This window comes from Paraburkholderia sp. JPY465, assembly GCF_050436725.1.
Classification (GTDB): domain Bacteria; phylum Pseudomonadota; class Gammaproteobacteria; order Burkholderiales; family Burkholderiaceae; genus Paraburkholderia; species Paraburkholderia youngii.
The window spans coordinates 3,602,610-3,626,140 of record NZ_JBNDMT010000003.1 but is presented as its reverse complement, the minus strand read 5'-3'; the positions used below and the strand labels follow the sequence as shown (position 1 = coordinate 3,626,140).

The following is a 23,531-nucleotide window of genomic DNA, read 5'->3' as shown; positions in this document are numbered from 1 at the left end:
GCGGGGCACGCAAAGGGGCGCTGCTCCACACGCGACGGCCGCTTCGAAGGCTGGCCGCGCGCGCATGTCAGGCGCCCGTCAAAAACATTACGTCGCGCGGCAGCGGCACGAGATGCTGCCCGCGCGTCGACCACCAGCGTCGTTCCGGTGACGCCGGCTGCATCCGCGAGATACAGCGCGGCGGCGACGATATCCTCGGGCCGCGACGCACGGCCCAGAGGCGTCATACGGTGAGCGGCCTCGAACCCGTGCTGGGTCTGGTCGCCCGATTGCATCGTCAGGCCGGGCGCGAGCCCGACCACCCGGACCTTCGGCGCGAGCGCCTGGGCGAGCGCGACCGTCGCGGTCTGCAGCGCCGCCTTCGACAGCGTGTACGACAGATAGTCCGGGTTCATGTTGTACAGCTTCTGATCCAGCACATTGATGACCACGCTGCGCTGGCTTTCGTCGCGCAGCGCAGCATCGGGCGTCGCGTCGTAAAGCATGCGCGCAAGCACCAGCGGCGCGCCGAGGTTCATCGCGGTCAGCTTCAGCAGCAGCTCGTAGCCGACGTCGCGCGCCGTGTCTTCCTCGAAGCGCGACGCGTTGTTGACGATGCACGACGGCCGCCCTAGCGCCGCGGCACAGTCCGGCAGCAGCCGCGCGACCTGCGCTTCGTCGCCGAGCTCGGCGTGCAGCGCGACCGCGCGGCGGCCCAGCGCGACGATCTGCGCGACCACTTCGTCGGCGTCCTCACGCGAGGCCCCATAGTGCACGGCCACGTCCCAGCCGCGCGCGGCGAAGCCGAGTGCGAGCGCGCGCCCGATGCGGCGCGCGGCGCCGGTAATCAGCACGACGCGGGGCGGTTCAATCGGCGCTTCGGCAGCGCGGGCAGCGATGTCCGGAGAAACGGTCATTTACAATGCGGGGATGAATCCGAAAGCTCACCAACCCGATAGTTTACCTGCTCCCGGCCCGAGCGCGCTCGCGCAGTCCGACGCGCTCGTCGCCGAGATCCGCGCGCAGCTCGACGCGGCCGGCGGCTGGCTGCCGTTCGACCGCTACATGGAGCGCGCGTTGTACGCGCCGGGGCTCGGCTACTACAGCGGCGGTGCGCGCAAATTCGGCCTGCGCGCCGACGACGGCAGCGACTTCGTCACCGCGCCGGAACTGTCGCCGCTGTTCGCCGCGACGCTCGCGCGCCCGGTCGCCGAAGCGTTGGAGGCGAGCGGCACGCGCGACGTGATGGAGTTCGGTGCCGGCACCGGCAAGCTCGCCGCGGGGCTGCTCAATGCGCTCGACACGCTCGGCGCCGAATTCGACAGCTATTCGATCGTCGATCTGTCGGGGGAGCTGCGCGAGCGGCAGCGCGAAACGATCGCGGCGGCCGCGCCCGAACTGCTCGCCAAAGTGCGCTGGCTCGACGCATTGCCGGAGCGCTTCGAAGGCGTGGTGATCGGCAACGAGGTGCTCGATGCGATGCCGGTGCGCCTCTTCGCGCAAAACGGCGGTGTCTGGCACGAGCGCGGCGTGGTGTGGCGCGACGGCGCATTCGCGTTCGACGACCGCCCCGTCGCGGCCGCCGCGGACCGCGCGCTGCTGACCGAAATCGATACTGATCGCGAGAACGCCGCCGACGGCTACGTGACCGAAACGCACGAAGCCGCCCGCGCCTTCACGCGCACGATCTGCACGATGCTCGCGCGCGGCGCGATCTTGCTGATCGATTACGGCTTTCCGCGCCATGAGTACTACCACGACCAGCGCGCGCAGGGCACGCTGATGTGCCACTACCGGCATCGCGCGCACGGCGACCCGTTCCTGTACCCCGGTCTGCAGGACATCACCGCGCACGTCGAATTCACCGGCATCGCCGAGGCGGGCGTCGAGACCGGCGCGGACCTGCTCGGCTTCACGTCGCAAGCGCGCTTCCTGCTGAACGCGGGTGTCACTGAGGTGCTCGGCGAAATCGATCCCGCCGACGCCAGGCGTTTTCTGCCCGCGGCCAACGCGGTACAGAAGCTGCTGTCCGAGGCGGAGATGGGCGAACTCTTCAAGGTGATCGCGTTTTCGCGCGGACTCGACGATACGCTGCGGGCCTTTTCGAGCGGCGACCGCTCGCATACGCTGTGATTGTGAAGCCGCTCCGCTTCGAGGATTCGCGATGATTCGCTGGCTGTTGACTACCTTCGTTGCCGTCGCGGTGCTGTCGTCGTGCTGGCCCTGGCTGAGGAAGCTCGGCATCGGCCGGATGCCCGGCGACGTGACCTTGCGGCTGTTCGGCCGCGAGTATCCGTTTCCGTTCATGTCGACGCTGGTGCTGTCGATGCTGTTATCGCTATTGGCGCGGGTGTTGTAGACACCGCGCGCCGCTTCACGTTACCTCCGCTTCAGGCAAGCGCCGCTTGCACCGCGCGCACCCGCTCCTCATGCACGGCGTCCTTGATGCCCGCCGGCGCATCGGCGAGCCGCTTGGCGACCGCTCCCGCATCCACGCCTCGCGCGGCCACCAGCGCCACCCTCAGCCGCTCGGCCTGCGGGTACTCGCTCATCTCGAGGCCGAGCCGCCCGCGCGCATCGGACTCGCAGGCCTGTAGCGCCTCGGCGAAGCGCGCCGGCTTCCTGATCGCGTCGCTGCGCTCGAGCAGGCGCACCAGCGCTGCCGCCCCCATCTCCATCACGCGATGAATATTGCCGTGCTCGCGCGCGACCAGCACCGCGAGATCGCGGCACTCGTTCGGCACGCGCAGCCGCTCGCACAACGGCTTGAGCAGATCGACGCTGCGGCCCTCGTGGCCGATGTGCCGCGGCAGTTGCTCCTCGGGCGTGGTCGCCTTGCCGAGGTCGTGTGTCAGCGCTGCGAAGCGCACCGGCAGCGTGTAGCCCTGCTGCGCGGCATGGTCCAGCACCATCATCACGTGAACACCGGTATCGACTTCGGGGTGATAGTCGGCGCGCTGCGGCACGCCGAACAGCGCATCGATCTCCGGCAGAACTCGCGCGAGCGCGCCGCACTCGCGCAGCACGTCAAACATCCGCGACGGCTTCTTCTCCATCAATCCGCGCGACACTTCCTGCCACACGCGCTCGGCCACCAGCGCATCGGCTTCACCGTCGGCGACCATTTCGCGCATCAGCGCCAGCGTTTCCGGCGCGACCGTGAATTCGACGAAGCGCGCCGCGAAACGCGCGATGCGCAGAATCCGCACCGGATCTTCGAGGAACGCATCGCTGACATGGCGAAAGAGCCGCGCCTGCAAGTCAGCCTGGCCGTTGAACGGATCGATGACGGGGCCGGTCAGCTCACCGTCCGGGCGCACCTCGCGCGCCATCGCGTTGATCGTCAGATCGCGGCGCGCGAGATCTTCTTCGAGCGTCACGTCGGGCGCATAGAAAAACTGGAAGCCGTGATAACCGGCCGCCGTCTTGCGCTCGGTGCGCGCGAGCGCGTACTCCTCGTGCGTCTGCGGATGCAGGAAAACCGGAAAGTCCTTGCCCACCGGCCGATAGCCCTGCGCGACCATCTGCTCGGGCGTCGCGCCCACCACCACATAGTCGCGGTCCTGCACCGGTACGCCGAGCAGCTCGTCGCGGACCGCGCCACCTACTGCATAGATATTCATGGGCATTCGTCTTGATAGGCGATCGCGTGCGTTTCACGGCGCGAGGCATCGATCCATGCATTGACCGCGGGCAGCCCGGTAAGCCGCTCGACATAGGCGGCCGAGGTCTGCGACAACGCCGGCTTCCACGTGTTGAAGCGCATGGCGACCGGCGCATACATCGCGTCGGCAATGCCGAATTCGCCGAACAGGAACGGACCGCCGTAGGTGTCGAGGCAGTCGCGCCAGATCGTCTCGATCCGCGCGATGTCGGCGAGCGCGCCGGGCGTCGCGTTCTTGCCCGGGAACGACGCACGGATGTTCATCCACATCTTCGAGCGCAAATCGCCGAAGCCCGAATGCATCTCGGCGCTGACGCTGCGCGCATGCGCGCGCGCCGGCGCGTCGCGCGGCCACAGCGCGTGTTGCGGGAAGCGCTCGGCGAGCGTTTCGGCGATCGCGAGCGAATCCCACACGGCCTGACCCGCGTCGTCGATCAGGCACGGCACCTTGCCCGGTCCGCGCGGTGCCCGAGCGAGGATCTTCGCATTCGTGTCCGCTTCGTTTAGCAGGATCAGTTCCTCGTCGAACGGAATGCCGAAGTCCGTGAGCAGCAGCCACGGACGCATCGACCACGACGAATAGTTCTTGTCACCAATCAGCAGTTTCATGCTTGTTATCAGGGAGTGTTGGATGGGATTGTGCGAGGGTTCAGCGCCCCGCGCTGGCTCGGAACGTGTCGAGTCGCGACCCCGAGGACGCGCCGGTCAGATACGTCGGCACGATCGCTTCGATGCTGACCGGTTCGAGTCCGAGCTCCGGCGCGAGTGGCCCGCTCAGAATATTGGCGACCTTCATCGAATCGAGATTGTCGCGCGAAATCACCGGTTCGCCCGGCGCCAGTTCGAAGCTCAGCGCCTGCAGCCGCGCGAGCGGCTCGGGCAGACGGATGATGCGCGCATGCTTGCCGATCACGTCGCCGCAATACGACACCAGGTCTTCGAGCGTATAGACGGTGGGGCCGCCGAGCTCGTAGGTGCGGCGGCCCGCGCCATCCATATCGAGCACGTTGACGATCGCCTTCGCGACGTCGCCGACATAGACCGGCTGGAATTGCGCGTCCGGCATCGCGAGCGGGATGGCCGGAAACACGCGCTGCAAAAACGCGAACTTGTTCAGGAACGCGTCCTCGGGTCCGAACACGACGGACGGACGGAAGATCGTCCATGCGACGTTCGCCGCATGCACGGCTTTCTCGCCGTCGCCCTTCGAGCGCGCATACATGCTCGGGCCGCTCGGATTGGCGCCGAGCGCGCTCAGATGAATCAGCCGATGCACGCCCTTGCCTTCGCAGGCGGCGACGATGCGCGTCGGCAACTCGACGTGCGCATGCGCGAACTCCGGTCCATAAGGCTTGCCGCGTTTGCCGTTCAGGATACCGACGAGGTTGATCACGCAATCCGCTCCTTCGACGAAGCGCGCGAGCTGCACCGGATCGAACACGTCGGTTTCGAGCACGTCGATCGGCAGTGTGGTCAGATGGCGCGCGTTGTAGCGTCGCCGTGTGGCGACGCGCACATCCTTGCCCATTTCGACGAGCGAGTTGACGAGGTAGCTGCCGATGAATCCGGAGCCGCCGATGACCGCGATAGCTTGATGTCGCATTTTTCGACTCCCTGATGGAAGCCGCGGCAACGGCTGGCGAAGCGCGCCGCAACCTCGAAACGAGATTGCGGCGGCAAGGCGCTTACGGTGCGATGTAACCCAGGCGCGCCTTCAGCGATTGCGGACGGCCTTCGAACAATGCCGCGTAGTAGACCGTGTTGGACAGCACATTCTTGACGTAGTCGCGAGTCTCCTGGAACGGAATCGTCTCGGCGAACACCGCCCCTTCGACCGGGCGCTGCAGCGACTGCCGCCAGTTGCGCGGACGGCCCGGACCTGCGTTGTAGCCAGCGGTGGCCAGCACGGCGGACCCGTCGAACTGATTGTAGATCATCGCCAGGTAGTTCGTGCCGAGCAGGATGTTGGTGTTGATGTCGTTCATCTGCTCGCGCGAGAGCGGGCCCAGACCGATTTTCTTCGCGACCAGCTGCGCGGTGGCCGGCATCAGCTGCATCAGTCCGCCCGCGCCGACATCCGAGCGCGCATTGATGATGAAGCGCGACTCCTGACGAATCAGCCCGTACGCCCACTCGACGTCGAGCCCGCTCGACTGCGCGTCCTGCTCGACGATGTTGCGGAACGGCGATAGATAGCGCAGTGAAAAATCGTGCTCGCTCTTCGTGCGGTCCGCAGTGTTGACGGTGCGGTCGTACAGCTCGATACGGCGCGCGTACTCGGCGGCCGCCAGCAGTTGCCGGTCGGTCATGCCGCGCAGCGGCCAGTTCCACTCGCGATTGCCTTCGAGCCGCAGATTCAGCGCATAGAAGCGCTGCGCCAGATCGAAGCCCGGCGTGGTGCCGGCCTGCTGCACTTCGGCGTCGGTGACCGTGGTTTTCGGCGGCACGGTGATCTTCTGGCCGAGTTCTTCGAGCGCAAGCTGGCCGTAGAAATTGAAGTTCGACGCGATCGACTGGAATTCCTGGTTGGCCGTCGCGGTGTCGCCGGCCTGCTTCAGCGCGCGCGCATGCCAATACACCCACGACGGCTGCTTGCGCAGCGACTCGGGCATCTGTTCGATCGACCAGCGCACCATGTTCCAGTCGCCGGCGAGCAGTGCGCTGCGCGTGCGCCATTCATACGCGGGATTCGACAGCGGCGCGTTCGCCGACAGCCGGAACCAGTCGACCGCGGCAGGCATCTGCTTGAGCGCGCCCTGATAGCCGATCGTGCCCCAGCCGATTGCGCGCTCCGGCGAATTCAGCGACGGCGCGACCGATGCGAACGTGGCCGCGGCCATGGCCGGATCGTTGCGCGCCATGCGCGTGATCGCGAGCAGCGCCAGCTGATGCGATTGTGCGTCCGGTCCGACGCCGCGCGCGAGCAGCAGCGGCGGCGTATTGGCGGCCTGGCTGAACAGCACCGGGTCGGGCGGCGGGTCGCCGAGCGCGTCGACGAGCTTACTGCCGGTGTTCGTGTAGTTCTGCTCGTACGCGAGACGGATCTGCGCCCAGACGTCGTCGCTGCTGAACTGATGGTTCACGCCGAGCACCGTGATCAGATCGACGCAGCCGTCGCCGTACCACTTCGGATCGACGAGCAGCGCGCGCGCCGCGTCCGCGACGTTCTCGCCGCGCGACGCGCGCGATTCGAGCGCGTAGCACTTGACCTGAGTGTCGTCGTCGAGCACGAACTTCGCGTACTGCTGGTCGAAGTTGCGCCAGTCGTGGCGCGTGCCGAGCACGGTCAGATAGTCGTTGCGCATGCGATCCGCGATCGCCTGGCCGTCGTACTTCTGCAGGAACGCGAGCACCGGCGCATCCGGCGCGTCGATGCGCGCATGGCCGGTCGAATCGAACAGCTGCGGCTTGATCTGGAAGTACTCCAGATACGAGGGCGCCGGATAATCCGGGATCATGCTCGCGAGCTGGGCTGCGCGCGCTGCGTCGTTAGTGCGCGCGGCTTCGCGAAGCTGGACGAAAATCTGGTCGTCGTTCGTGAGTTGGGAGATCGGGAGGGGCTTGACGGCCGAGGCAGTACTGCAGGCCACGAGTGCCGCTGCGGCCAGCGCGATACCGGCCGCGCGATATACTCGAAAAAGGCGTTTTGACATCGTTGTTTCTGGAGCGCGAATTGGACCCAAGCATAGCATGCAACCCTGTCCCCGCAACCAAAAAGGCGCTGCGCCGGATGTTGCTGGAAAGCCGTCTGCAAGCGGCTTCCGAGCCGTCGAAGAATGCCGCGCTCGGGCGTCGAATGCTCGACGCGCTGAAGCACTATGCGGTACGCAGCGCCGGATTCTACTGGCCGCTCGCCGGCGAGTTCGACGCGCGCGGCGCGATCGGGATCTGGCTCGCCGCGGATTCGCATCACGAAGCCAGTCTGCCAATCATTAAAGAACGCGGCATGGCACTCGAATTCCATGCGTGGACGCCCGCGACGCCGATGAAAATCGGTCATCACAAGATTGCCGAGCCCACTTCGGGGCGCGTCGTGCTGCCCGAGCTGCTGTTCGTGCCCTGCGTGGGTTTCGACTCGGACGGCTATCGGCTCGGCTATGGCGGCGGCTATTACGACCGCACGCTGGCCGCCTGGCCGACCGCGCACAAGCCGATCACGGTCGGCATCGCGTACGAAGCGTGCCGCACCGACACGCTGGAACGCGAGGCGCACGACATTCCGCTCGATCTGATCGTGACCGAAGCGGGGTTTCATCCGGCGCTGCCGGACTGAACTCGCGATGCGCGCCGTGTGACGCTCGGCGTTTTCGCGCTATTTCGTCGTTACAGCGAAGCGGCCGCGCGCGCCGCCGTGTCGTACAGCCCCGACGCATTGCGCATCAACTGCGCGGCCTCGCCGATCTGCTGGTTGGTCAGGCCGCTTTCCTTGAGCGTCGAGATCAGGCAGTTCTCGCGCACCTCGCGATACTTCAGGCATAGCTCGCGGCCCGCGTCGGTTGCGGAAAAAAACACTTCCTTGCCGGTCTTTTCGCTTTTTACGTACCCTCTAGCTACGAGCTTTTTCAACGCGTAAGTCGCGACGTGCGTGTCTTCGATGTTCAGCACGAAGCAGATGTCCGCGAGCTTCTTGCGGCGCTCGCGATGGCTCACGTGGTGCAGCAGCGACACCTCGATCGCGGTCATGTCCTTGTCGCCGGCCGCCGACATGCAGCGCACCATCCAGCGGTTGAACGCATTGCCCGCCATGATCAGCGCGTATTCGAGTTCGGACAGCTCCGCGCTGCTCTCGGAGACGAGGTGTTCCGACGAAACGATCTTGGTGGGATGACGCGTCATACGAGGTTCCCGTGACGAATTGGGATGGAAAAGTGTCGCAAGTGTACGACGATGCCCCGTCGCCGACGAGCCTGGCAAAAACGCTTATTGATAAATCGTCAATATTTTATTGATAATGTACTCCCGAAACGTTGCCGACTCCGTGCCGGACATGCGCCAACGTGCCGCGCTGTCCGGCTCATTTTCCGACTCGATGCGGGCCGCCCACTCATGAGCCAACCACGAATCTTTCCGCTCGGCGATACCGCGCTCGTCTGCGAAGCGCCCCCGCCGGCCACGCTGGAGTGCCAGCAGCGCGTGTGGGCCGCCGCTGAAGCCGCGCGCGACTGGCCGCAGGTGCTCGAGGTCGTGCCCGGTATGAACAATCTGACGCTCGTGTTCGACCCGCTCGCAACCGACGCCGACGCGCTCGGCGAGCAGTTGCTGACGGCCTGGAACGCAGCGGAAGAAACCGCCGCGCCCACACGCGACGTCGAAATTCCGGTGCAGTACGGCGGCGCATTCGGCCCCGATCTGCAGGCGGTCGCCGAACATACGGGCTTGAGCGCGCGCGAGGTCGTCGAGCGTCATGCGGGCGGCGCCTACGTGGTGTTCTTTCTCGGATTCCAGCCCGGCTTCGCCTATATGGGTGGGCTCGACGCGGCGCTGCACACGCCGCGCCGCGCGTCGCCACGGCTCGAAGTGCCGGCGGGCTCGGTCGGCATCGGCGGCGAGCAGACCGGCATCTATCCGGCGGTGTCGCCGGGCGGCTGGCAGCTGATCGGCCGCACCGAAGTGGCGCTGTTCGACCCGGCGCGCCGCCCGCCCACCCTGCTGCAGCCCGGCGACCGGGTGCGCTTCACGATCGCGGGGATGCACGCATGATCGACGTGATCCGCGCGGGTCTCCAGACCACGATCCAGGACCTCGGCCGCCACGGCTACCGGCATCTCGGTGTCGCGATGGGTGGTGCGCTCGACCGGTTGTCGCTCGAAGTCGGCAACCGGCTGGTCGGCAATCGCCCGGATGCGGCCGGCCTCGAAATCACCTTCGGACCGACCGTGCTGCGCTTTCTGCGCGCAACCCGCGTGGCGATCGCCGGCCCCGACTTCGGCTCGACGCTCGACGGCAAGCCGGTCTATTCATGGTGGAGCATGCCCGTGCAGGCCGGCCAGGAGCTCGTGCTGAACGCGGCGAAGCGCGGCATGCGCGGGTATGTGTGCGTGGCGGGCGGCATCGACGTGCTGCCGATGCTCGGCTCGCGCAGCACCGATCTCGCCGGCCGTTTCGGCGGACTCGGCGGCCGCGCGCTCAACGATGGCGACCGTCTGCCGGTCGGCGTGCCGCCGCAGCGCGGCCACCTCGGCTTCGCGCCGGAGGCGCCCGCGTTCGGCGTGAAGGCGCCCACATGGTGCAAGTTCGTGCTGGTCCCCGAGCCGCTGCGGCGCGGCCGGCATCCGTCGGGCGTGCCGTGGGCGATACCGATCCGCGTGCTGCGCGGCCCCGAATACGACAGCTTCACCACGGATGCGCAGCAGTCGTTCTGGTCCGACGAGTGGCTCGTCACGCCGAACAGTAACCGCATGGGCTACCGCCTTGCCGGCACGGAACTCAAACGCACGCACAAGACCGATCTGCTGTCGCACGCGGTGCTGCCCGGCACGATCCAGGTGCCGCCGAACGGTCAGCCGATCGTGCTGATGAGCGACGCGCAGACCACCGGCGGCTATCCGAAGATCGGCGCGGTGATCCAGGCCGATCTGTGGAAGCTCGCGCAGGTGCGCCTGAACGCGGCGGTCCGTTTCATCCCGACGACGCCCTATGAGGCGCGCCAGGCTTTACTGGAAGAACGCACGTATCTGCGGCAGATCGATGCCGCGATCGCGATGCATGAAGAGCGTTGCACGCGCCAGGCGGCGCTCGCGGCGCTGTAACGGTGAATAAAGGAATCCCCATGGAAATCGATCTGAACGCCGATCTCGGCGAAGGCTGCGGCTCCGACGAGGCGCTGCTCGACCTCGTGAGCTCGGCCAACATCGCATGCGGCTGGCATGCGGGCGGACCCAACGCGATGCGCGATTGCGTGCGCTGGGCCGTGCAAAAAGGCGTGTCGATCGGCGCGCATCCGAGCTTCAACGATCCCGAGAATTTCGGCCGCAAGGAAATGGATTTGCCGGCGGGCGAGATCTACGCGGGCGTGCTGTATCAGCTCGGCGCGCTGTCGGCGATCGCGCAGGCCGAGGGCGGACGCATCGCGCACGTGAAGCCGCACGGCGCGCTGTACAACCAGGCCGCGCGCGACGCGAAGATCGCCGACGCGATCGTCTCCGCGGTGCACGACTTCGATCCGTCGGTGGCGGTGTTCGCGCTCGCCAACAGCGGGCTCGTCAGCGCCGCGCGCAACGCGGGCCTGACCGCGATCGAGGAAGTGTTCGCCGACCGCGGCTATCGCGCCGACGGCTCGCTGGTGCCGCGCAAGGAGCCGGGCGCGCTGCTCGAGGACGAGGACGAAGTGCTCGCGCGCACGCTTACGATGATCCGCGAGCAACGCGTGAAGGCCGTCGACGGACAGTGGGTGCCGTTGAAGGCGCAAACCATCTGCCTGCACGGCGACGGCCCGCACGCGCTCGCGTTCGCGCGACGCATTCGGGACGCGCTCGCCGAGGCCGGCATCGAAGTGCACCCGGCGGGCGTCGCGCGCGTCTGAGCGTTCGCATCGCCGCCGTGCACACCGCGCGCGGTGATGCCCGCTGCAAACCCGCCGATGCCGACGCACGCGCATCCGCGGGGTAGGTGAAGAGAGTTCGACGCGGCCGCAGAGCCGCGGCAGCACGCCGGCGCATGGGGCCGCATGCACCGGTTCACGTCAGCCGCCACCCGCGGCGAAGTTGAATTACCTCTTTGGAGACCCTGATGCAGACAACCGTCAGTCTATGGCCGCTCATCGGTGTGGCCGTCATCATCGTTGGCTTTCTGTTGCGCTTCAATCCGATGCTGATCGTCGCCGTGGCCGCGATCATCACCGGTTTCGCCGCGCATTTCCCGCCGGAAAAAATCCTCGCTCTGATCGGCACCGGCTTCATCAAGACACGCAATATCCCACTGATCATCCTGCTGCCGCTCGCGGTGATCGGCCTGCTCGAACGACACGGCCTGCGCGAGCGTGCGCAGGCGTGGATCAGCGGCATCAAGGCGGCGACCGCCGGGCGTCTGTTGATCGTCTATCTGGCCGTGCGCGAGCTGACCGCCGCGGTCGGCCTGACCGGGCTCGGCGGCCATCCGCAGATGGTGCGTCCGCTGATCGCGCCGATGGCCGAGGGCGCGACCGAGAACCGATTCGGCAAGATCAGCGACGCGGTGCGCTTCCGGCTGCGCGCGTTCTCGGCCGCAACCGACAACGTCGGGCTCTTTTTCGGTGAGGACATCTTCGTCGCGTTCGGCGCGATCGTGCTGATGACGACCTTCCTGAAGGAAGCGGGCATCGTCGTCGAGCCGATTCACGTGGCGGTGTGGGGCATTCCGACCGCGATCAGCGCGTTCATCGTGCATGGCTTCCGGCTCTGGCTGCTCGACCGGCGGCTCGAGCGTGAATTGCGCGGCAAGGTGCCGGACGGTACCTCGAGCGCGAAAGCGACTGCCACATCGACGCCGTCGTCGGGCACGCGTGCTACCGGAGACGAAGCATGACCTTCACGATCACCTATCTGTTCTGGTTGCTCGGCATCGTGCTGCTGATCGTCGGCGGCATGATCGTTATGGACCGCCAGCATCCGCGCCGCTTCACTGCGGGCGGCTTCTGGATTCTTTACGCGCTGATCTTCCTGATCGGCGACCGCCTGCCGCCGGCCGTGGTCGGCGTCGCGGTGATCGCGATGGCGCTGATCGCGGGCTTCGGCGGCGTCACCGCGGGCAAGCCCAAGACGCTGTCGCTCGAAGCGCGTCAAGCGAGCGCCGCGCGTCTGCGCAACAGGCTGTTCGTGCCCGCGCTGACGATTCCGATCGTCACCGTGATCATCACGTTGGCGGCAAGTCATCTTGTGTTCGGCGGTGTGCCGTTGATCGAGAAGGCCAACGTCACGCTGATCGGCTTCGGTCTCGGCTGCGTGATCGCGCTCGCGATCGCCTGTGTGATTACACGCGACACGGTCGGTCAGTCGATGAAGGAAGCGCGCCGCCTCGTCGATGCGCTGTCGTGGGCGGCGGTGCTGCCGCAGATGCTCGGCATGCTCGGCCTCGTGTTCTCGGACGCGGGCGTCGGCAAGGCGGTCGCGCACGTGACGACGTCGTATATCAGCCTCGACTACCGCTTCGTCGCGGTGGCCGTGTACTGCATCGGCATGGCGCTGTTCACGATGGTGATGGGCAACGGCTTCGCCGCGTTTCCGGTGATGACGGGCGGCGTCGGCGTGCCGATCCTCGTCGGCGTGTTCCACGGCAACCCGGCCGTGATGGCCGCGATCGGCATGTTCTCCGGCTACTGCGGCACGCTGATGACGCCGATGGCCGCAAACTTCAACATGGTGCCGGTCGCGCTGCTCGAATTACCCGACAAGAATGCGGTGATCAAGGCGCAGATTCCGACCGCGTTGACGCTGCTGGTGATCAATATTTTTCTGTTGAACTTTTTGATGTTTCTGTAGCGTCTTTTTGAACCTTTTTCTTCGTATCGACGAGGTGCTGCCCATCTGAGGCAGTACCTCGCCGTCCGGAAGCTTCAGATGTCCAATCAACGGCGATGCGTACGACGCAAATGACTAACGATCGCTAACAAAGCAACGGCCAACATCAGCGAGACAAAAAAACTGACAACGAGCAACGTTGCGACGATGATGTCCGTGTTGTTTTCTCCGCCAACCGAATCCAGCATTTCGAAAAGCGGGGCAAAAAACTCAGAGCCCGCGCCGCTCGCAAACCATTCATCAATACCCGGCATGCGGGCAATTCCCACTGCGATGGGCAGCGTCATCGCCAGTGCGAGCGCAACACAAATCAGCGCCTTTTTCATTTCACGTCGATGGTACCGTAGTATCTGGTCGTCGTCCCGGGGATAAACGCGGGCGGCTGTGCTTTAAAGTATGACCGCAGCGCCTTGAACTGCTCGCGGGACGAAAGCGTAATGCAACCGTCGCTCTCTCCGGGTCGCCCTACCGGGTGTAACCGAAAGTTTCCGCGTCGCACACCGTCTACGAACGTCCAATCATCAATGTGTTGCTCATAGCGATACAGAGCAAACCATTCCCTGCGATGCGTGTCCGCCAATAGGTCTTTGACAGCATCCCAGAGCCAACCGAGCTGCCCCCCGCTTTCCCTATCGACGATGTAGTACTCGCCTTTGGGAATAGCGCCCGCGCTTACCACTTTCGCGGAATCTGGGTCATCGATATATCGCCCTTTACCTGAAAATGCAGGGACACCACCAAAACCGGGACAAAGCAAACTCGACATCGGGCGTCGATTTAATGTGAAAGTGCAAGATACAGGCATTTATTAACTCTGCCTGTTTGCCCTGATGTCTATGAGGGCAGTCACTGTGCCGCCGCTTCCGCCATGACTGTTCTGCAAGATGTACTCGTGCTTCATTCGCGCAAATGACAAACGCACCTGTTCGTGGCAGCACTGACCGCCTCCAATCGGTTCAACAAAAGAGACGATTACGTCGTACATCGTGATTTTCGCGTACTCGTGAGGGATACCGCCGGCTCTTCGCACCGTGAGTTTCGCTTCGGGGATGCGCTCTCCAGAGAAGCAGTATCTGGCCAAATTCGGACTCGCACGGTCCATCAGATGAGTAAATTCAAGATCGGAAACGGTGGCTTTTGGAACACGTCCGCTTGAACCCGCGAGCATCCCCGCCGGCTGTGCAACTTGCCAGCGCCATCCGATTACATCGATCTCGTTGAGATGAGCCGCATCCTGCGATTCGCCATCGATACCGTCGATCCTGATAAAGATGTCCTGTGCCATCGTTGGATTTCCTTCCTGTTAGTCGCTTGCTGAGAACTTTTGACGAAGCTAACAGGCGTAGGATGTGGCACGACTCGGATTCGTCCGAAAAATGCGCAGGAGCCGGCCCGGACAGATCGCGGCGACCGTGGCGCAGCTCACGTAAACAGTGAAGCACAATGTCGACAATGCGCCCGGCCGCGACGGCTGTAGCCTCGACCCGGCTCACCCCGCCTCCACCACGAAGCCGTGCTGCCGCAACAGCTGCAGCACGCCCTTCGGTCCACCCAGATGGAGCGCGCCGATCGCGACGAACAGCGGCTTGTTCGGCGCGGCGAGCTGCAGCATCTTCGCGACGAAGCGGCGATTGCGCTCATAGACGATGCGGTTGTCGATCGAATCGGAGATGCGCGGATCGCGCGCGAGCTTCTCCGATTTAGCGGTCTGCCACGCGGCGATCGCATCGGCATCGCCGACCTGCCATAGCCGATGCAGCGTGCGCACGTCCTGGACGTTCTGCGCCGGCGTCTGCACCAGGTCCTGTGCGAGCATCTCACGCTGCTGCGCGGCCGACAGTCCGGTGAACGAACGCATCTGCTGTGCGAGCGTTTCGAGTCCGACGATCTTGCCGCGCGTCTTCAGATACACGTTCTGCAATTGCGCTTCGGTACCGTACTCAGTTTGCAGACCCGCTGACAGCGAGTCGTAGGTCTCGACCACCAGCGACGCAAGCCACGGCCGCATCTTCTTGATCGCATCGAGCGCGGCCGGGTTGCCGCGCAGCCGCAGCGCGAGCTTGTGCCACAACGGCTCGGGCAGCAGGCCCGGCAGGCAGTCGTGCTTGCACACGCCGTACTTGGAGACGTCGTCCTGCGACACCAGCAGTTCGTCGGGCGACAGTTCGAGCGCGAGTGTCGGCGACGCGGCGAGCGCCGCGAGGATCGGCGCGCGGAACGGCTGCGCCGCCGGATAGTCGGCCGGATCGCCGACGTGCAGCGTGCCGAGCACATAGATGGTGATATTGCCGCGTGTCGCGACATAGAACGGCATGCGCGCCGGTTGCTGACGCACCGGTCCGCTCGCGGTGGTGCCAGGGACCGGGGGCGGAGCAATCGACGGCGGTGGCGTGGTTGGCACATTAACCGCCGGCCGGGCCGCCTGGGCCGCGGGGGCTGGCGTGTTGGCCGCCGCGCCGGCCGCGTCAGCGATGCCGGGCACGGCCGCGCCGACCGACAGCGCGCAGCCTACGCGCAAAAAAACGGACAGCGACGCGGGAAGAAATATGGAGAACAATGCGCGCGCGAGCGCATCGACAAACGCGCAGAAAAACGTGCGAAAAAACTCGCTGACGAAGCTTCCAGCAAATGCGCCGCAGGGCGCGGCGCCTCCCGGCGCACGCGCCCCGCGGCGCCGCGCGAAGGCGGCTATCCCGCCGCCCTCACACAAGCGGCGCGCAAGACGACGCGCCGCCACCCCATCAGGCATCCACGTCCCCCACCTCTTCGGCGCGGTGACACGAGACGAGGCGCCCATCCACTTCACGCAGCTTCGGCACCTCGCTGCGGCAGCGGTCGATCACGTACGGACAGCGCTGATGGAACGTGCAGCCCGACGGCGGATTCAGCGGCGATGGCATTTCGCCTTGCAGCTTGATCTTGATCGTGCGGTCCGCCTCGAAGATCGACGGGGTCGCCGACATCAGCGCGCGCGTGTACGGATGGCGCGGCTTCGAGAAGATGCGCTTCTTGTCGCCGAGCTCGGCGACGCCGCCGAAGTACATGACCATCACGTCATCGGCGATATGCTCCACCACCGACAGGTTGTGCGAGATGAACACGTAGCTCGTCTTGAACTCGTCCTGCAGGTCCATGAACAGGTTCAGGATCTGCGCCTGGATCGACACGTCGAGCGCGGACACAGGTTCGTCGGCGACTACGATCTGCGGATCGAGGATCATCGCGCGCGCGATCGCGACCCGCTGACGCTGGCCGCCGGAGAACATGTGCGGATAGCGCTTCGCGTGCTCGGGCCGCAAGCCGACCGTGCGCATCATCTGCGCGATGCGCTCGGCGCGCTCGGTCGCGCTCATCTGCGTGTTGATCGCGAGCGGCTCGCCGAGCGTCTGCTCGACGGTCTTGCGCGGATTGAGCGACGCAAACGGGTTCTGGAACACCATCTGCACGCGCCGCCTGAGCGCCGCAATCTTCTCGTGATTCGCCCCGGCCACGTCTTCGCCATCGATCAGCAGGCGGCCCGCGCTCGGCGTTTCAATCATCGTCAGCTGACGCGCGAGCGTCGACTTGCCGCAGCCGGACTCGCCGACCACCGCCAGCGTCTTGCCGCGTTCGAGCGCGAACGACACGCCGTTCAGCGCCTTCACCGTGCCGTGCGCGAACATGCTGCGTTTGACCGTGTAGTAGCGCGCGAGCTGGTCGGCGACGAGCACGTGATCGCCAGGACGATCCGGCTGACGACGGATTTCGAGTGCTGCGCTCATCGGGCGCCTCCTTGCGTGTGAACGTTGGCGTCCTTCTCGAGGTTCAGCGGCTTGATGCAGCGCACGCGCGTGAAATCGGCGTGAGCGGGCAGCGCAGCGAGCGCGGGCCGCGCCTTCATGCAGTCATCGACCACGTATTTGCAGCGCGGCGCGAACAGGCAGCCCTTGGGCCGGTCGTCGCGGCCCGGCACCATGCCCGGCAGCGCCGCGAGCCGCACCGCGCCCACGTTGTGCTCGGGAATCGCGGCCAGCAGCGCTTCCGTGTACGGATGATGAGGCGCGGCGAAGATGTCGGGCACCTTGTTCGTCTCGATCACCTCGCCCGCATACATCACGGCGACGCGCTGCGCGACCTCGGACACCACGGCCAGATCGTGCGAAATCAGCACGAGCGCCATGCCGCGTTCCTTCTGCAGGCGCATTAGCAGTTCCATGATCTGCGCCTGGATCGTCACGTCGAGCGCGGTGGTCGGCTCGTCGGCGATCAGCAGCTTCGGGTTGCAGGCGATCGCCATCGCGATCATCACGCGCTGGTTCATGCCGCCCGACATCTGATGCGGAAACGCGCCGATGCGGTTCTTCGCATCGGGAATGCCGACCTGGTCGAGCAGTTCGAGCGCGCGCTTGTCGAGCGCGCTGCCGCGCAAGCCTTCGTGCAGCTTCAGCACTTCCTTGATCTGATAGCCGACCGTGTAGCTCGGATTCAGGCTCGTCAGCGCGTCCTGGAACACCATCGCGATGTCCTTGCCGATGATCTTGCGGCGTTCCTTCGCGGAGGCGTTCAGCAGATTCTTGCCGTCGAACGTGATTTCGTCGGCCGTGACCTTGCCGGGCGCGTCGATCAGGCCCATCAACGCCATCATCGTCACGCTCTTGCCCGAGCCCGATTCGCCGACCACGCCGAGCACTTCGCCCGGCGCGACGTCCAGATTGATGCGGTCGACCGCGGGCAAGCCGCCGAAGTTGACCGCGAGATTGCGGATGGTCAGTAGATTGCTCATGTTCAGGCCATCCGTTTCAGTTTGGGGTCGAGCGCGTCGCGCAGCCCGTCGCCGAGCAGGTTGATCGCAAGCACCGAGATCAGGATGGACAGGCCAGGCATCGTGACGATCCACCATGCACTGTCGATGTAATCGCGCGCCGACGCAAGCATCGCGCCCCACTCCGCCGACGGCGGCTGCACGCCGAGGCCGAGAAAGCCGAGCGCGGCGGCATCGAGAATCGCCGACGAAAAGCCGAGAGTGGCCTGCACGATCAGCGGCGCGGTGCAGTTCGGCAGCACCTGCGAGAACATCAGCCGCAACGTGCTCGCACCCGCGACCCGCGAAGCGGTCACATACTCCTTCTGCAATTCGCCTTGCGCGGACGCGCGCGTCAGACGCACATAGCCCGGCAGCGCGACGATCGCGATCGCGAGCATCGTGTTGACGAGACCCGGACCGATGATCGCGACCACCGCGACCGCGAGCAGCAGCGACGGCAGCGCGAGCAGCACGTCCATGATGCGCATGATCGGCGTGTCGGCCCATTTCTCGAAGAACGCGGCGATGAGGCCGAGCACGATGCCCGGAATCAGCGCGAGCACGACCGACACGAAGCCGATCCAGAACGACAGCCGCGCGCCGTACATCAGACGCGAGAGGATGTCGCGGCCCGCTTCGTCGGTGCCGAGAATGAACTTCCAGTTGCCGCCGTCGAGCCACGCGGGTGGAATCTTCACGGAGTCGCGATACTGCTCGATCGGGCTGTGCGGCGCGATCAGCGGCGCGAAGATCGCGATGAAGATCAGCACCAGCACGATGATGCCCGCGCCGACCGCGCCGCGGTTGCGCGAGAAGTTCGCCCAGAATTCGCGCGCCGCGATGGCGCGGCCGCTCGGTGGGGTGACCGCTTGGGGGACGGTGTTTTGAATGTCAGCCATGGTCGTGATTACCTCGTATGGCGAATGCGCGGGTTGAGCACGCCGTACAACAGATCGACGACGAGGTTCACGACGATCACCAGCGTCGCGATCAGCAGGATACCGCCCTGCACGACCGGATAATCGCGCCGGCCGATCGCATCGATCAGCCACTTGCCGATGCCCGGCCATGAAAACAGCGTTTCGGTCAGCACCGCGCCGGCAAGCAGCGTGCCGACCTGCAAACCGATCACCGTAACGACCGGAATCAGCGCATTGCGCAGCGCATGCACGACGATCACGCGTCCCGGCGACAGCCCCTTCGCACGCGCGGTGCGGATGTAGTCCTCGCGCAGCACTTCGAGCATCGACGAGCGCGTCATGCGCGCGACCACCGCGAGCGGAATCGTGCCGAGCACGATCGCGGGCAGGATCAGATGGCTCAACGCGGACTTGAACGCGCCTTCGTCGGTGGACATCAGCGAGTCGATCAGCATGAAGCCGGTCACGTGCGGAATGTCGTATTCGACTGCGATGCGGCCCGACACTGGCGTCAAGCCGAGCTTGACCGAGAACACCATGATGAGGATCAAGCCCCACCAGAAGATCGGCATCGAGTAGCCGGTCAGCGCGGTGCCCATCACGCCGTGATCGACCACCGTGCCGCGCCTCAGTGCCGCAAACACGCCCGCCGGCAGGCCGACGATCAGCGCGAACAGCATCGCGCACATCGACAGTTCGACGGTGGCGGGAAAGCGTGCGAGGAATTCGCCCATCACGCTGGTGTTGGTGATGATCGAAGTGCCGAGGTTGCCGTGCAACGCACGGACGATGTAGTGGAAGTACTGGATCGGCAAGGGCTCGTCGAGCCCGAGGCGGTGCATCGCGGCCGCATGCATGGCCGGATCGACGCCGCGCTCGCCCATCATCACTTCGATGGGGTCGCCCGGGATCAGGTGAATCAGCGCGAACGCAAGGATCGTGATGCCGATGAACGTCGGTATCACCATGCCGATGCGGCGCAAAACGAAGCGGAACATGGTTCGCTCCTATGGTACTGGTGATGAAAAAACGCAACCGGCGACGAGGGCTCGTGACCCCGGTCGCCGGACCATTTCGACCAGTTTTCTAACCGTGCGAAAGCGTACTCTACTGCGGCGTACTGTGCGAACTTTACGAATTACTTGATGCTGACGCCGTCGAATCGCGCATAGCCGAGCGGTTCGATGCGCATGTCGACCACCTTCTTGCTGACCGGCTGATAGACGGTCGAGTGCGCGATCGGCGAGAACGGCAGTTGCTGCGCGAAGATGTGCTGAGCGTCGCCGTAGATCTTCGTGCGAGTCGGCACGTCCGAAGTCGTGCGGCCCTTCTGGATCAGATCGTCGAACGGCTTGTAGCACCACTTCGAGAAGTTGTTGCCGTTGATCGCCTCGCAGCCGAGCAGCGTGCCGAGCCAGTTGTCCGGATCACCGTTGTCGCCGGTCCAGCCGATCAGCATCGAGTCGTGTTCACCCGCGTGCGCGCGCTTGATGTACTCACCCCATTCGTACGTGACGATCTTCGCCTTCACGCCGATCTTCGCCCAGTCCGCCTGGATCATTTCCGCCATCAGACGAGCGTTCGGGTTGTACGCGCGCTGCACCGGCATCGCCCACAGCGTGATGTCGAAGCCGTTCGGGTAGCCGGCCTTCGCCAGCAGATCCTTCGCCTTGGCCGAATCGTACGATGCTGCCGGCAGATTCTTGACGAACGACCATTGGGTCGGCGGCATCGGGTTCGTCGCGAGCTGGCCCGCGCCCTGGTAGACCGAGTCGATGATCGCCTTCTTGTTGATCGCCATGTCGAGCGCCTGACGCACTTCGAGCTTGTCGACCGGCTTGTGCGACACGTTGTACGCGAGGTAGCCGAGGTTGAAGCCGGGCTGCGACGGCATGTCGATGTTCGGCTCGGCTTTCAGCGGCGCGATGTCGGCCGGACGCGGATAGCTCATCACCTGGCATTCGTCGCGCTTGATCTTCTGCACGCGCACGCCGGCGTCCGGCGTGATCGAGAAGATCAGCTTCGAGATCTTCACCGCGTTCGGCTTCCAGTATTCTGGATTGCCGTCGAAGCGGATCGTCGCGTCCTTCGTGTAGCTGCGGAAGATGAACGGACCGGTGCCGACCGGGAACTGATTGATATCGGCGGCCTTGCCTGCCTTGAGCAGCTGATCCGCATATTCGGCCGACAGGATCGACGCGTATTCCATCGCCAGATTCTGGATGAACGGCGCGTTGACTTCCTTCAGCGTGAACTTGACCGTGTACGGGTCGACTTTCTCGACGCTCGTGATCAGCTTGTCGAGGCCCATGTCGGTGAAGTACGGGAACTGCACCGGATACGCCTTGCGGAACGGCTGGTTCGGGTCGAGCATGCGCTGGAACGAGAACACCACGTCGTCCGCGTTGAATTCGCGCGTCGGCTTGAAGAACGAGGTGGTCTGGAACTTCACGCCATGACGCAGATGGAACGTGTAGGTCTTGCCATCGGGCGACACGTCCCACTTCTCGGCGAGGCCGGGTTCGACCTTGGTGCCGCCGCGCTCGAATTCGACGAGGCGGTTATAGACGGTGAACGTGTTGGCCGTGAAGTCGACGCCCGTCGTGTATTGGGCCGGATCGAAACCCGCGGGACTGCCTTCCGAGCAGTAGACGAGGGTTTTGTTCGGAATCCCAGCGGCCTGCGCGCTCGTGACGCCAAGCAGGGATGCCGCTGCGGCTGCGACGAGCGTAGACACACGCGCGACGCGCAACAGATTGTTTTGCTTCATGTTTCCTCCAGGTTCAGGGCCGGCTTGCGCCGGCGTAGCGGGATATTACTTGAGCTTGGGCCGGCCACCAAGCGGAGCAAAATCCCTCTGTTGACGATAGGAAACACTTCGTGCAAACGTTTTGCCGCGGTACTGTCGCGGGCCGGACGGCCCGTTCGAGCCGCCCGGCGACGAAAGCGGCGCAAAAAGCGCGCAGCGTCCGCTTACTTCACCCCGACCTCCAGGAATTGCGTCGGTCCGAACGGATCGATCTTGAAGCCCGTCACGTTCTTGCTGATCGGCTGATACACGGTCGAATGCGCGATCGGCGTGAACGGCACCTGGTCCTTGAAGATTTCCTGAGCCTGGGTGTAGGCCTTCAGCCGATCGGGCATCTTGGTGGTGCTGCGGCCCTGCTTGATCAGATCGTCGTAAGGTTTGTAGCACCACTTCGAGAAGTTGCTGCCGTTGACCGCGTCGCAGCCGAGCAACACGCCGAGCCAGTTGTCGGGGTCGCCATAGTCACCGGTCCAGCCGATCAGCATCGCCTGATGCTCGCCGGCGTGCGCGCGGCGGATGTACTCGCCCCACTCGTACGTGGCGATATTCACCTTGACGCCGATCTTCGCCCAGTCCGACTGCAGCATTTCGGCCATCAGGCGCGCGTTCGGGTTATACGGGCGCTGCACCGGCATCGCCCACAGCGTCAGCTCGAAGCCGTCGGGGAAGCCCGCCTCCTTCAGCAGCGCTTTCGCCTTGTCGGCGTCGTACGGCGCGTCCTTCAGGCTTTTGTCGTAGCCCCATTGCGTCGGAGGCATCGGGTTGGTCGCGAGCTGGCCCGCCCCCTGGTAGACCGCTTCGATGATCGCCTTCTTGTTGACCGACATGTCGAGCGCGCGGCGCACGAGCACGTTGTCGAGCGGCTTTTTGGTGGTGTTGTATGCGATATAGCCGAGGTTGAAGCCCACTTCGCTCGGCATCGCGAGCGACCCATCGGCCTTCACGGTCGCGATGTCGGCCGGCCGCGGGTACGACATCACCTGGCATTCGCCCCGCTTCAGCTTTTGCAGGCGCACGGCCGGATCGACGGTGATCGCGAAGATCAGCTTGCCGACCTTCGCGACGCCCGGCTTCCAGTAGTCGGGATTGCCGTCGAAGCGGATGGTGTCGTCCTTCGTATAACTGCGGAAGATGAACGGACCGGTGCCGACCGGGTACTGGTTGATATCCGACGCCTTGCCCGCCTTCAGCAGCTGATCCGTGTATTCAGCCGACAGGATCGAGGCGAACGGCATCGCGATCTGCTGCAGGAACGGCGCGTCGACTTCCTTCAGCGTGAAGCGCACCGTGTACGGATCGACCTTCTCGATCTTGGCGATGTTCTTCGCGAGACCGAGATCGTTGAAGTACGGGAAATTGACCGGATACGCCTTGCGGAACGGATTCTCGGGATCGAGCATGCGCTCGTAGGTGAACACGACGTCGTCCGCGTTGAATTCGCGGGTCGGCTTGAAATACGACGTGGTCTGGAATTTGACGCCGCGGCGCAGATGGAACGTATAGGTGAGGCCGTCGGCCGACACGTCCCACTTTTCGGCGAGTCCCGGCTCGATGTCCGTGCTGCCATGCGCAAACTCGACGAGCCGGTTGTAGACCGTGTACGAGCCGGCGCTGAACTCGACACTGGTCGTGTATTGCGCGGTATCGAAGCCCGCCGGGCTGCCTTCGGAGCAGAAAATCAGCGTCTTGTCGGGCAGCGTGGCCGCCTGCGACGCGGCGGGCGCGAGGCCGCTCGTGGCGACCGCGAGCGCGGCGAGAGCCGGCAGGCAGAACTGGTGAAGCGCGAACAGTCGGTGTGCCGCAGTCATTCTTGTCACTGTCATATCGTCCTCCGCACAGCAGCCGGGGTAGCTGCTTTTCGATGATAGACAGCCCAAAAATG

At 64.9% G+C, this 23,531-nt stretch carries 23 protein-coding genes and 1 pseudogene; 8 read left to right on the top strand and 16 right to left on the bottom strand.

The window, feature by feature from the left end:
- Positions 1 to 67: 67 nt before the first annotated feature.
- Positions 68 to 896, bottom strand: a pseudogene (locus tag QFZ94_RS31365) (SDR family oxidoreductase).
- A gap of 13 nt (positions 897 to 909) precedes the next feature.
- On the opposite strand from QFZ94_RS31365, the gene QFZ94_RS31360 reads away from it, so the two are divergent.
- Together QFZ94_RS31360 and QFZ94_RS31355 are read left to right on the top strand one after the other, a co-directional pair.
- Positions 910 to 2,112 carry a class I SAM-dependent methyltransferase gene (locus QFZ94_RS31360; RefSeq protein WP_410852165.1) on the top strand — a complete coding sequence of 401 codons (1,203 nt, stop codon included), beginning with the start codon at positions 910 to 912 and terminating at the stop codon, positions 2,110 to 2,112.
- A gap of 31 nt (positions 2,113 to 2,143) precedes the next feature.
- The gene (locus QFZ94_RS31355) at positions 2,144 to 2,338 is read left to right on the top strand and encodes a DUF2905 domain-containing protein (RefSeq protein ID WP_018418711.1); all 195 of its coding nucleotides are present in this window, start codon (positions 2,144 to 2,146) and stop codon (positions 2,336 to 2,338) included.
- A gap of 31 nt (positions 2,339 to 2,369) precedes the next feature.
- Here QFZ94_RS31355 and QFZ94_RS31350 read toward each other — a convergent pair whose 3' ends face one another.
- From QFZ94_RS31350 to QFZ94_RS31335, 4 genes are all read right to left on the bottom strand, one after another.
- Positions 2,370 to 3,602: a multifunctional CCA addition/repair protein gene (locus QFZ94_RS31350; protein ID WP_368586365.1), complete on the bottom strand. Its 1,233-nt coding sequence runs from the start codon at positions 3,600 to 3,602 to the stop codon at positions 2,370 to 2,372.
- Positions 3,599 to 4,252, bottom strand: coding sequence for a glutathione S-transferase family protein (locus tag QFZ94_RS31345; protein WP_429461660.1), 654 nt, complete (start codon positions 4,250 to 4,252; stop codon positions 3,599 to 3,601). The genes QFZ94_RS31350 and QFZ94_RS31345 overlap by 4 nt, the downstream gene beginning before the upstream one ends.
- Positions 4,253 to 4,292: 40 nt before the next feature.
- The gene (locus QFZ94_RS31340; RefSeq protein WP_368586363.1) at positions 4,293 to 5,246 is read right to left on the bottom strand and encodes a complex I NDUFA9 subunit family protein; all 954 of its coding nucleotides are present in this window, start codon (positions 5,244 to 5,246) and stop codon (positions 4,293 to 4,295) included.
- 82 nt (positions 5,247 to 5,328) lie between these two features.
- The gene (locus tag QFZ94_RS31335; RefSeq protein ID WP_368586362.1) at positions 5,329 to 7,296 is read right to left on the bottom strand and encodes a lytic transglycosylase domain-containing protein; all 1,968 of its coding nucleotides are present in this window, start codon (positions 7,294 to 7,296) and stop codon (positions 5,329 to 5,331) included.
- 77 nt (positions 7,297 to 7,373) lie between these two features.
- On the opposite strand from QFZ94_RS31335, the gene QFZ94_RS31330 reads away from it, so the two are divergent.
- Positions 7,374 to 7,916: a 5-formyltetrahydrofolate cyclo-ligase gene (locus QFZ94_RS31330; protein ID WP_410852168.1), complete on the top strand. Its 543-nt coding sequence runs from the start codon at positions 7,374 to 7,376 to the stop codon at positions 7,914 to 7,916.
- A gap of 50 nt (positions 7,917 to 7,966) precedes the next feature.
- Here the strand turns inward: QFZ94_RS31330 and QFZ94_RS31325 are convergent, their stop codons facing one another.
- Entirely contained in the window at positions 7,967 to 8,479 is a 513-nt protein-coding gene (locus QFZ94_RS31325) for a winged helix DNA-binding protein (RefSeq protein WP_018418717.1), read from the bottom strand.
- 210 nt (positions 8,480 to 8,689) lie between these two features.
- On the opposite strand from QFZ94_RS31325, the gene pxpB reads away from it, so the two are divergent.
- From pxpB to QFZ94_RS31300, 5 genes are all read left to right on the top strand, one after another.
- A complete protein-coding gene (gene pxpB, locus QFZ94_RS31320; RefSeq protein ID WP_429461657.1) occupies positions 8,690 to 9,343 on the top strand; it encodes a 5-oxoprolinase subunit PxpB in 654 nt (217 codons plus the stop codon).
- Entirely contained in the window at positions 9,340 to 10,392 is a 1,053-nt protein-coding gene (locus QFZ94_RS31315) for a biotin-dependent carboxyltransferase family protein (protein WP_429461655.1), read from the top strand. Before pxpB ends, QFZ94_RS31315 begins: the two co-directional genes overlap by 4 nt.
- A 20-nt stretch (positions 10,393 to 10,412) precedes the next feature.
- Entirely contained in the window at positions 10,413 to 11,165 is a 753-nt protein-coding gene (gene pxpA / locus QFZ94_RS31310; RefSeq protein ID WP_368586358.1) for a 5-oxoprolinase subunit PxpA, read from the top strand.
- A gap of 206 nt (positions 11,166 to 11,371) precedes the next feature.
- Positions 11,372 to 12,145 (top strand): DUF969 domain-containing protein, encoded by a 774-nt coding sequence (locus QFZ94_RS31305; protein WP_368586357.1) that lies wholly within the window; start codon positions 11,372 to 11,374, stop codon positions 12,143 to 12,145.
- Positions 12,142 to 13,098, top strand: coding sequence for a DUF979 domain-containing protein (locus tag QFZ94_RS31300; RefSeq protein ID WP_368586356.1), 957 nt, complete (start codon positions 12,142 to 12,144; stop codon positions 13,096 to 13,098). The genes QFZ94_RS31305 and QFZ94_RS31300 overlap by 4 nt, the downstream gene beginning before the upstream one ends.
- A gap of 86 nt (positions 13,099 to 13,184) precedes the next feature.
- Here the strand turns inward: QFZ94_RS31300 and QFZ94_RS31295 are convergent, their stop codons facing one another.
- From QFZ94_RS31295 to QFZ94_RS31250, 10 genes are all read right to left on the bottom strand, one after another.
- Positions 13,185 to 13,463, bottom strand: coding sequence for a hypothetical protein (locus tag QFZ94_RS31295; protein ID WP_410852171.1), 279 nt, complete (start codon positions 13,461 to 13,463; stop codon positions 13,185 to 13,187).
- A complete protein-coding gene (locus QFZ94_RS31290) occupies positions 13,460 to 13,942 on the bottom strand; it encodes a DUF2778 domain-containing protein (RefSeq protein ID WP_429461652.1) in 483 nt (160 codons plus the stop codon). The genes QFZ94_RS31295 and QFZ94_RS31290 overlap by 4 nt, the downstream gene beginning before the upstream one ends.
- A 3-nt stretch (positions 13,943 to 13,945) precedes the next feature.
- Positions 13,946 to 14,422 (bottom strand): Hcp family type VI secretion system effector, encoded by a 477-nt coding sequence (locus QFZ94_RS31285; protein WP_429461650.1) that lies wholly within the window; start codon positions 14,420 to 14,422, stop codon positions 13,946 to 13,948.
- Positions 14,423 to 14,626: 204 nt separating this feature from the next.
- Entirely contained in the window at positions 14,627 to 15,886 is a 1,260-nt protein-coding gene (locus tag QFZ94_RS31280; protein WP_429461648.1) for a TraB/GumN family protein, read from the bottom strand.
- Positions 15,879 to 16,898 (bottom strand): peptide ABC transporter ATP-binding protein, encoded by a 1,020-nt coding sequence (locus tag QFZ94_RS31275; protein ID WP_429461646.1) that lies wholly within the window; start codon positions 16,896 to 16,898, stop codon positions 15,879 to 15,881. The genes QFZ94_RS31280 and QFZ94_RS31275 overlap by 8 nt, the downstream gene beginning before the upstream one ends.
- Positions 16,895 to 17,899: an ABC transporter ATP-binding protein gene (locus QFZ94_RS31270; protein ID WP_368586353.1), complete on the bottom strand. Its 1,005-nt coding sequence runs from the start codon at positions 17,897 to 17,899 to the stop codon at positions 16,895 to 16,897. The genes QFZ94_RS31275 and QFZ94_RS31270 overlap by 4 nt, the downstream gene beginning before the upstream one ends.
- 2 nt (positions 17,900 to 17,901) lie before the next feature.
- A complete protein-coding gene (locus tag QFZ94_RS31265) occupies positions 17,902 to 18,819 on the bottom strand; it encodes an ABC transporter permease subunit (RefSeq protein ID WP_176124541.1) in 918 nt (305 codons plus the stop codon).
- A gap of 8 nt (positions 18,820 to 18,827) precedes the next feature.
- Positions 18,828 to 19,838, bottom strand: a complete 1,011-nt coding sequence (locus QFZ94_RS31260; protein ID WP_429461643.1) for an ABC transporter permease subunit — start codon at positions 19,836 to 19,838, stop codon at positions 18,828 to 18,830.
- Between the two features lie 140 nt (positions 19,839 to 19,978).
- Complete coding sequence (locus QFZ94_RS31255) at positions 19,979 to 21,610, bottom strand: ABC transporter substrate-binding protein (protein ID WP_429461641.1); 1,632 nt, start codon at positions 21,608 to 21,610, stop codon at positions 19,979 to 19,981.
- Positions 21,611 to 21,813: 203 nt separating this feature from the next.
- Entirely contained in the window at positions 21,814 to 23,457 is a 1,644-nt protein-coding gene (locus tag QFZ94_RS31250) for an ABC transporter substrate-binding protein (RefSeq protein ID WP_429461639.1), read from the bottom strand.
- Positions 23,458 to 23,531: the final 74 nt, after the last annotated feature.

Bases quoted from the DNA above. Each gene is read 5' to 3' on its own strand.
- QFZ94_RS31335 (WP_368586362.1), bottom strand. From the start codon at position 7,296: ATGTCAAAACGCCTTTTTCGAGTATATCGCGCGGCCGGTATCGCGCTG.
- QFZ94_RS31330 (WP_410852168.1), top strand. From the start codon at position 7,374: ATGTTGCTGGAAAGCCGTCTGCAAGCGGCTTCCGAGCCGTCGAAGAAT.
- QFZ94_RS31305 (WP_368586357.1), top strand. From the start codon at position 11,372: ATGCAGACAACCGTCAGTCTATGGCCGCTCATCGGTGTGGCCGTCATC.
- QFZ94_RS31260 (WP_429461643.1), bottom strand. From the start codon at position 19,838: ATGTTCCGCTTCGTTTTGCGCCGCATCGGCATGGTGATACCGACGTTC.
- QFZ94_RS31345 (WP_429461660.1), bottom strand. From the start codon at position 4,252: ATGAAACTGCTGATTGGTGACAAGAACTATTCGTCGTGGTCGATGCGT.
- QFZ94_RS31265 (WP_176124541.1), bottom strand. From the start codon at position 18,819: ATGGCTGACATTCAAAACACCGTCCCCCAAGCGGTCACCCCACCGAGC.
- QFZ94_RS31285 (WP_429461650.1), bottom strand. From the start codon at position 14,422: ATGGCACAGGACATCTTTATCAGGATCGACGGTATCGATGGCGAATCG.
- QFZ94_RS31355 (WP_018418711.1), top strand. From the start codon at position 2,144: ATGATTCGCTGGCTGTTGACTACCTTCGTTGCCGTCGCGGTGCTGTCG.
- QFZ94_RS31255 (WP_429461641.1), bottom strand. From the start codon at position 21,610: ATGAAGCAAAACAATCTGTTGCGCGTCGCGCGTGTGTCTACGCTCGTC.
- QFZ94_RS31300 (WP_368586356.1), top strand. From the start codon at position 12,142: ATGACCTTCACGATCACCTATCTGTTCTGGTTGCTCGGCATCGTGCTG.
- pxpB (WP_429461657.1), top strand. From the start codon at position 8,690: ATGAGCCAACCACGAATCTTTCCGCTCGGCGATACCGCGCTCGTCTGC.
- QFZ94_RS31250 (WP_429461639.1), bottom strand. From the start codon at position 23,457: ATGACTGCGGCACACCGACTGTTCGCGCTTCACCAGTTCTGCCTGCCG.
- QFZ94_RS31295 (WP_410852171.1), bottom strand. From the start codon at position 13,463: ATGAAAAAGGCGCTGATTTGTGTTGCGCTCGCACTGGCGATGACGCTG.
- QFZ94_RS31325 (WP_018418717.1), bottom strand. From the start codon at position 8,479: ATGACGCGTCATCCCACCAAGATCGTTTCGTCGGAACACCTCGTCTCC.
- QFZ94_RS31340 (WP_368586363.1), bottom strand. From the start codon at position 5,246: ATGCGACATCAAGCTATCGCGGTCATCGGCGGCTCCGGATTCATCGGC.
- QFZ94_RS31360 (WP_410852165.1), top strand. From the start codon at position 910: ATGAATCCGAAAGCTCACCAACCCGATAGTTTACCTGCTCCCGGCCCG.
- QFZ94_RS31315 (WP_429461655.1), top strand. From the start codon at position 9,340: ATGATCGACGTGATCCGCGCGGGTCTCCAGACCACGATCCAGGACCTC.
- QFZ94_RS31290 (WP_429461652.1), bottom strand. From the start codon at position 13,942: ATGCCTGTATCTTGCACTTTCACATTAAATCGACGCCCGATGTCGAGT.
- QFZ94_RS31275 (WP_429461646.1), bottom strand. From the start codon at position 16,898: ATGAGCGCAGCACTCGAAATCCGTCGTCAGCCGGATCGTCCTGGCGAT.
- QFZ94_RS31350 (WP_368586365.1), bottom strand. From the start codon at position 3,602: ATGAATATCTATGCAGTAGGTGGCGCGGTCCGCGACGAGCTGCTCGGC.
- pxpA (WP_368586358.1), top strand. From the start codon at position 10,413: ATGGAAATCGATCTGAACGCCGATCTCGGCGAAGGCTGCGGCTCCGAC.
- QFZ94_RS31270 (WP_368586353.1), bottom strand. From the start codon at position 17,899: ATGAGCAATCTACTGACCATCCGCAATCTCGCGGTCAACTTCGGCGGC.
- QFZ94_RS31280 (WP_429461648.1), bottom strand. From the start codon at position 15,886: ATGCCTGATGGGGTGGCGGCGCGTCGTCTTGCGCGCCGCTTGTGTGAG.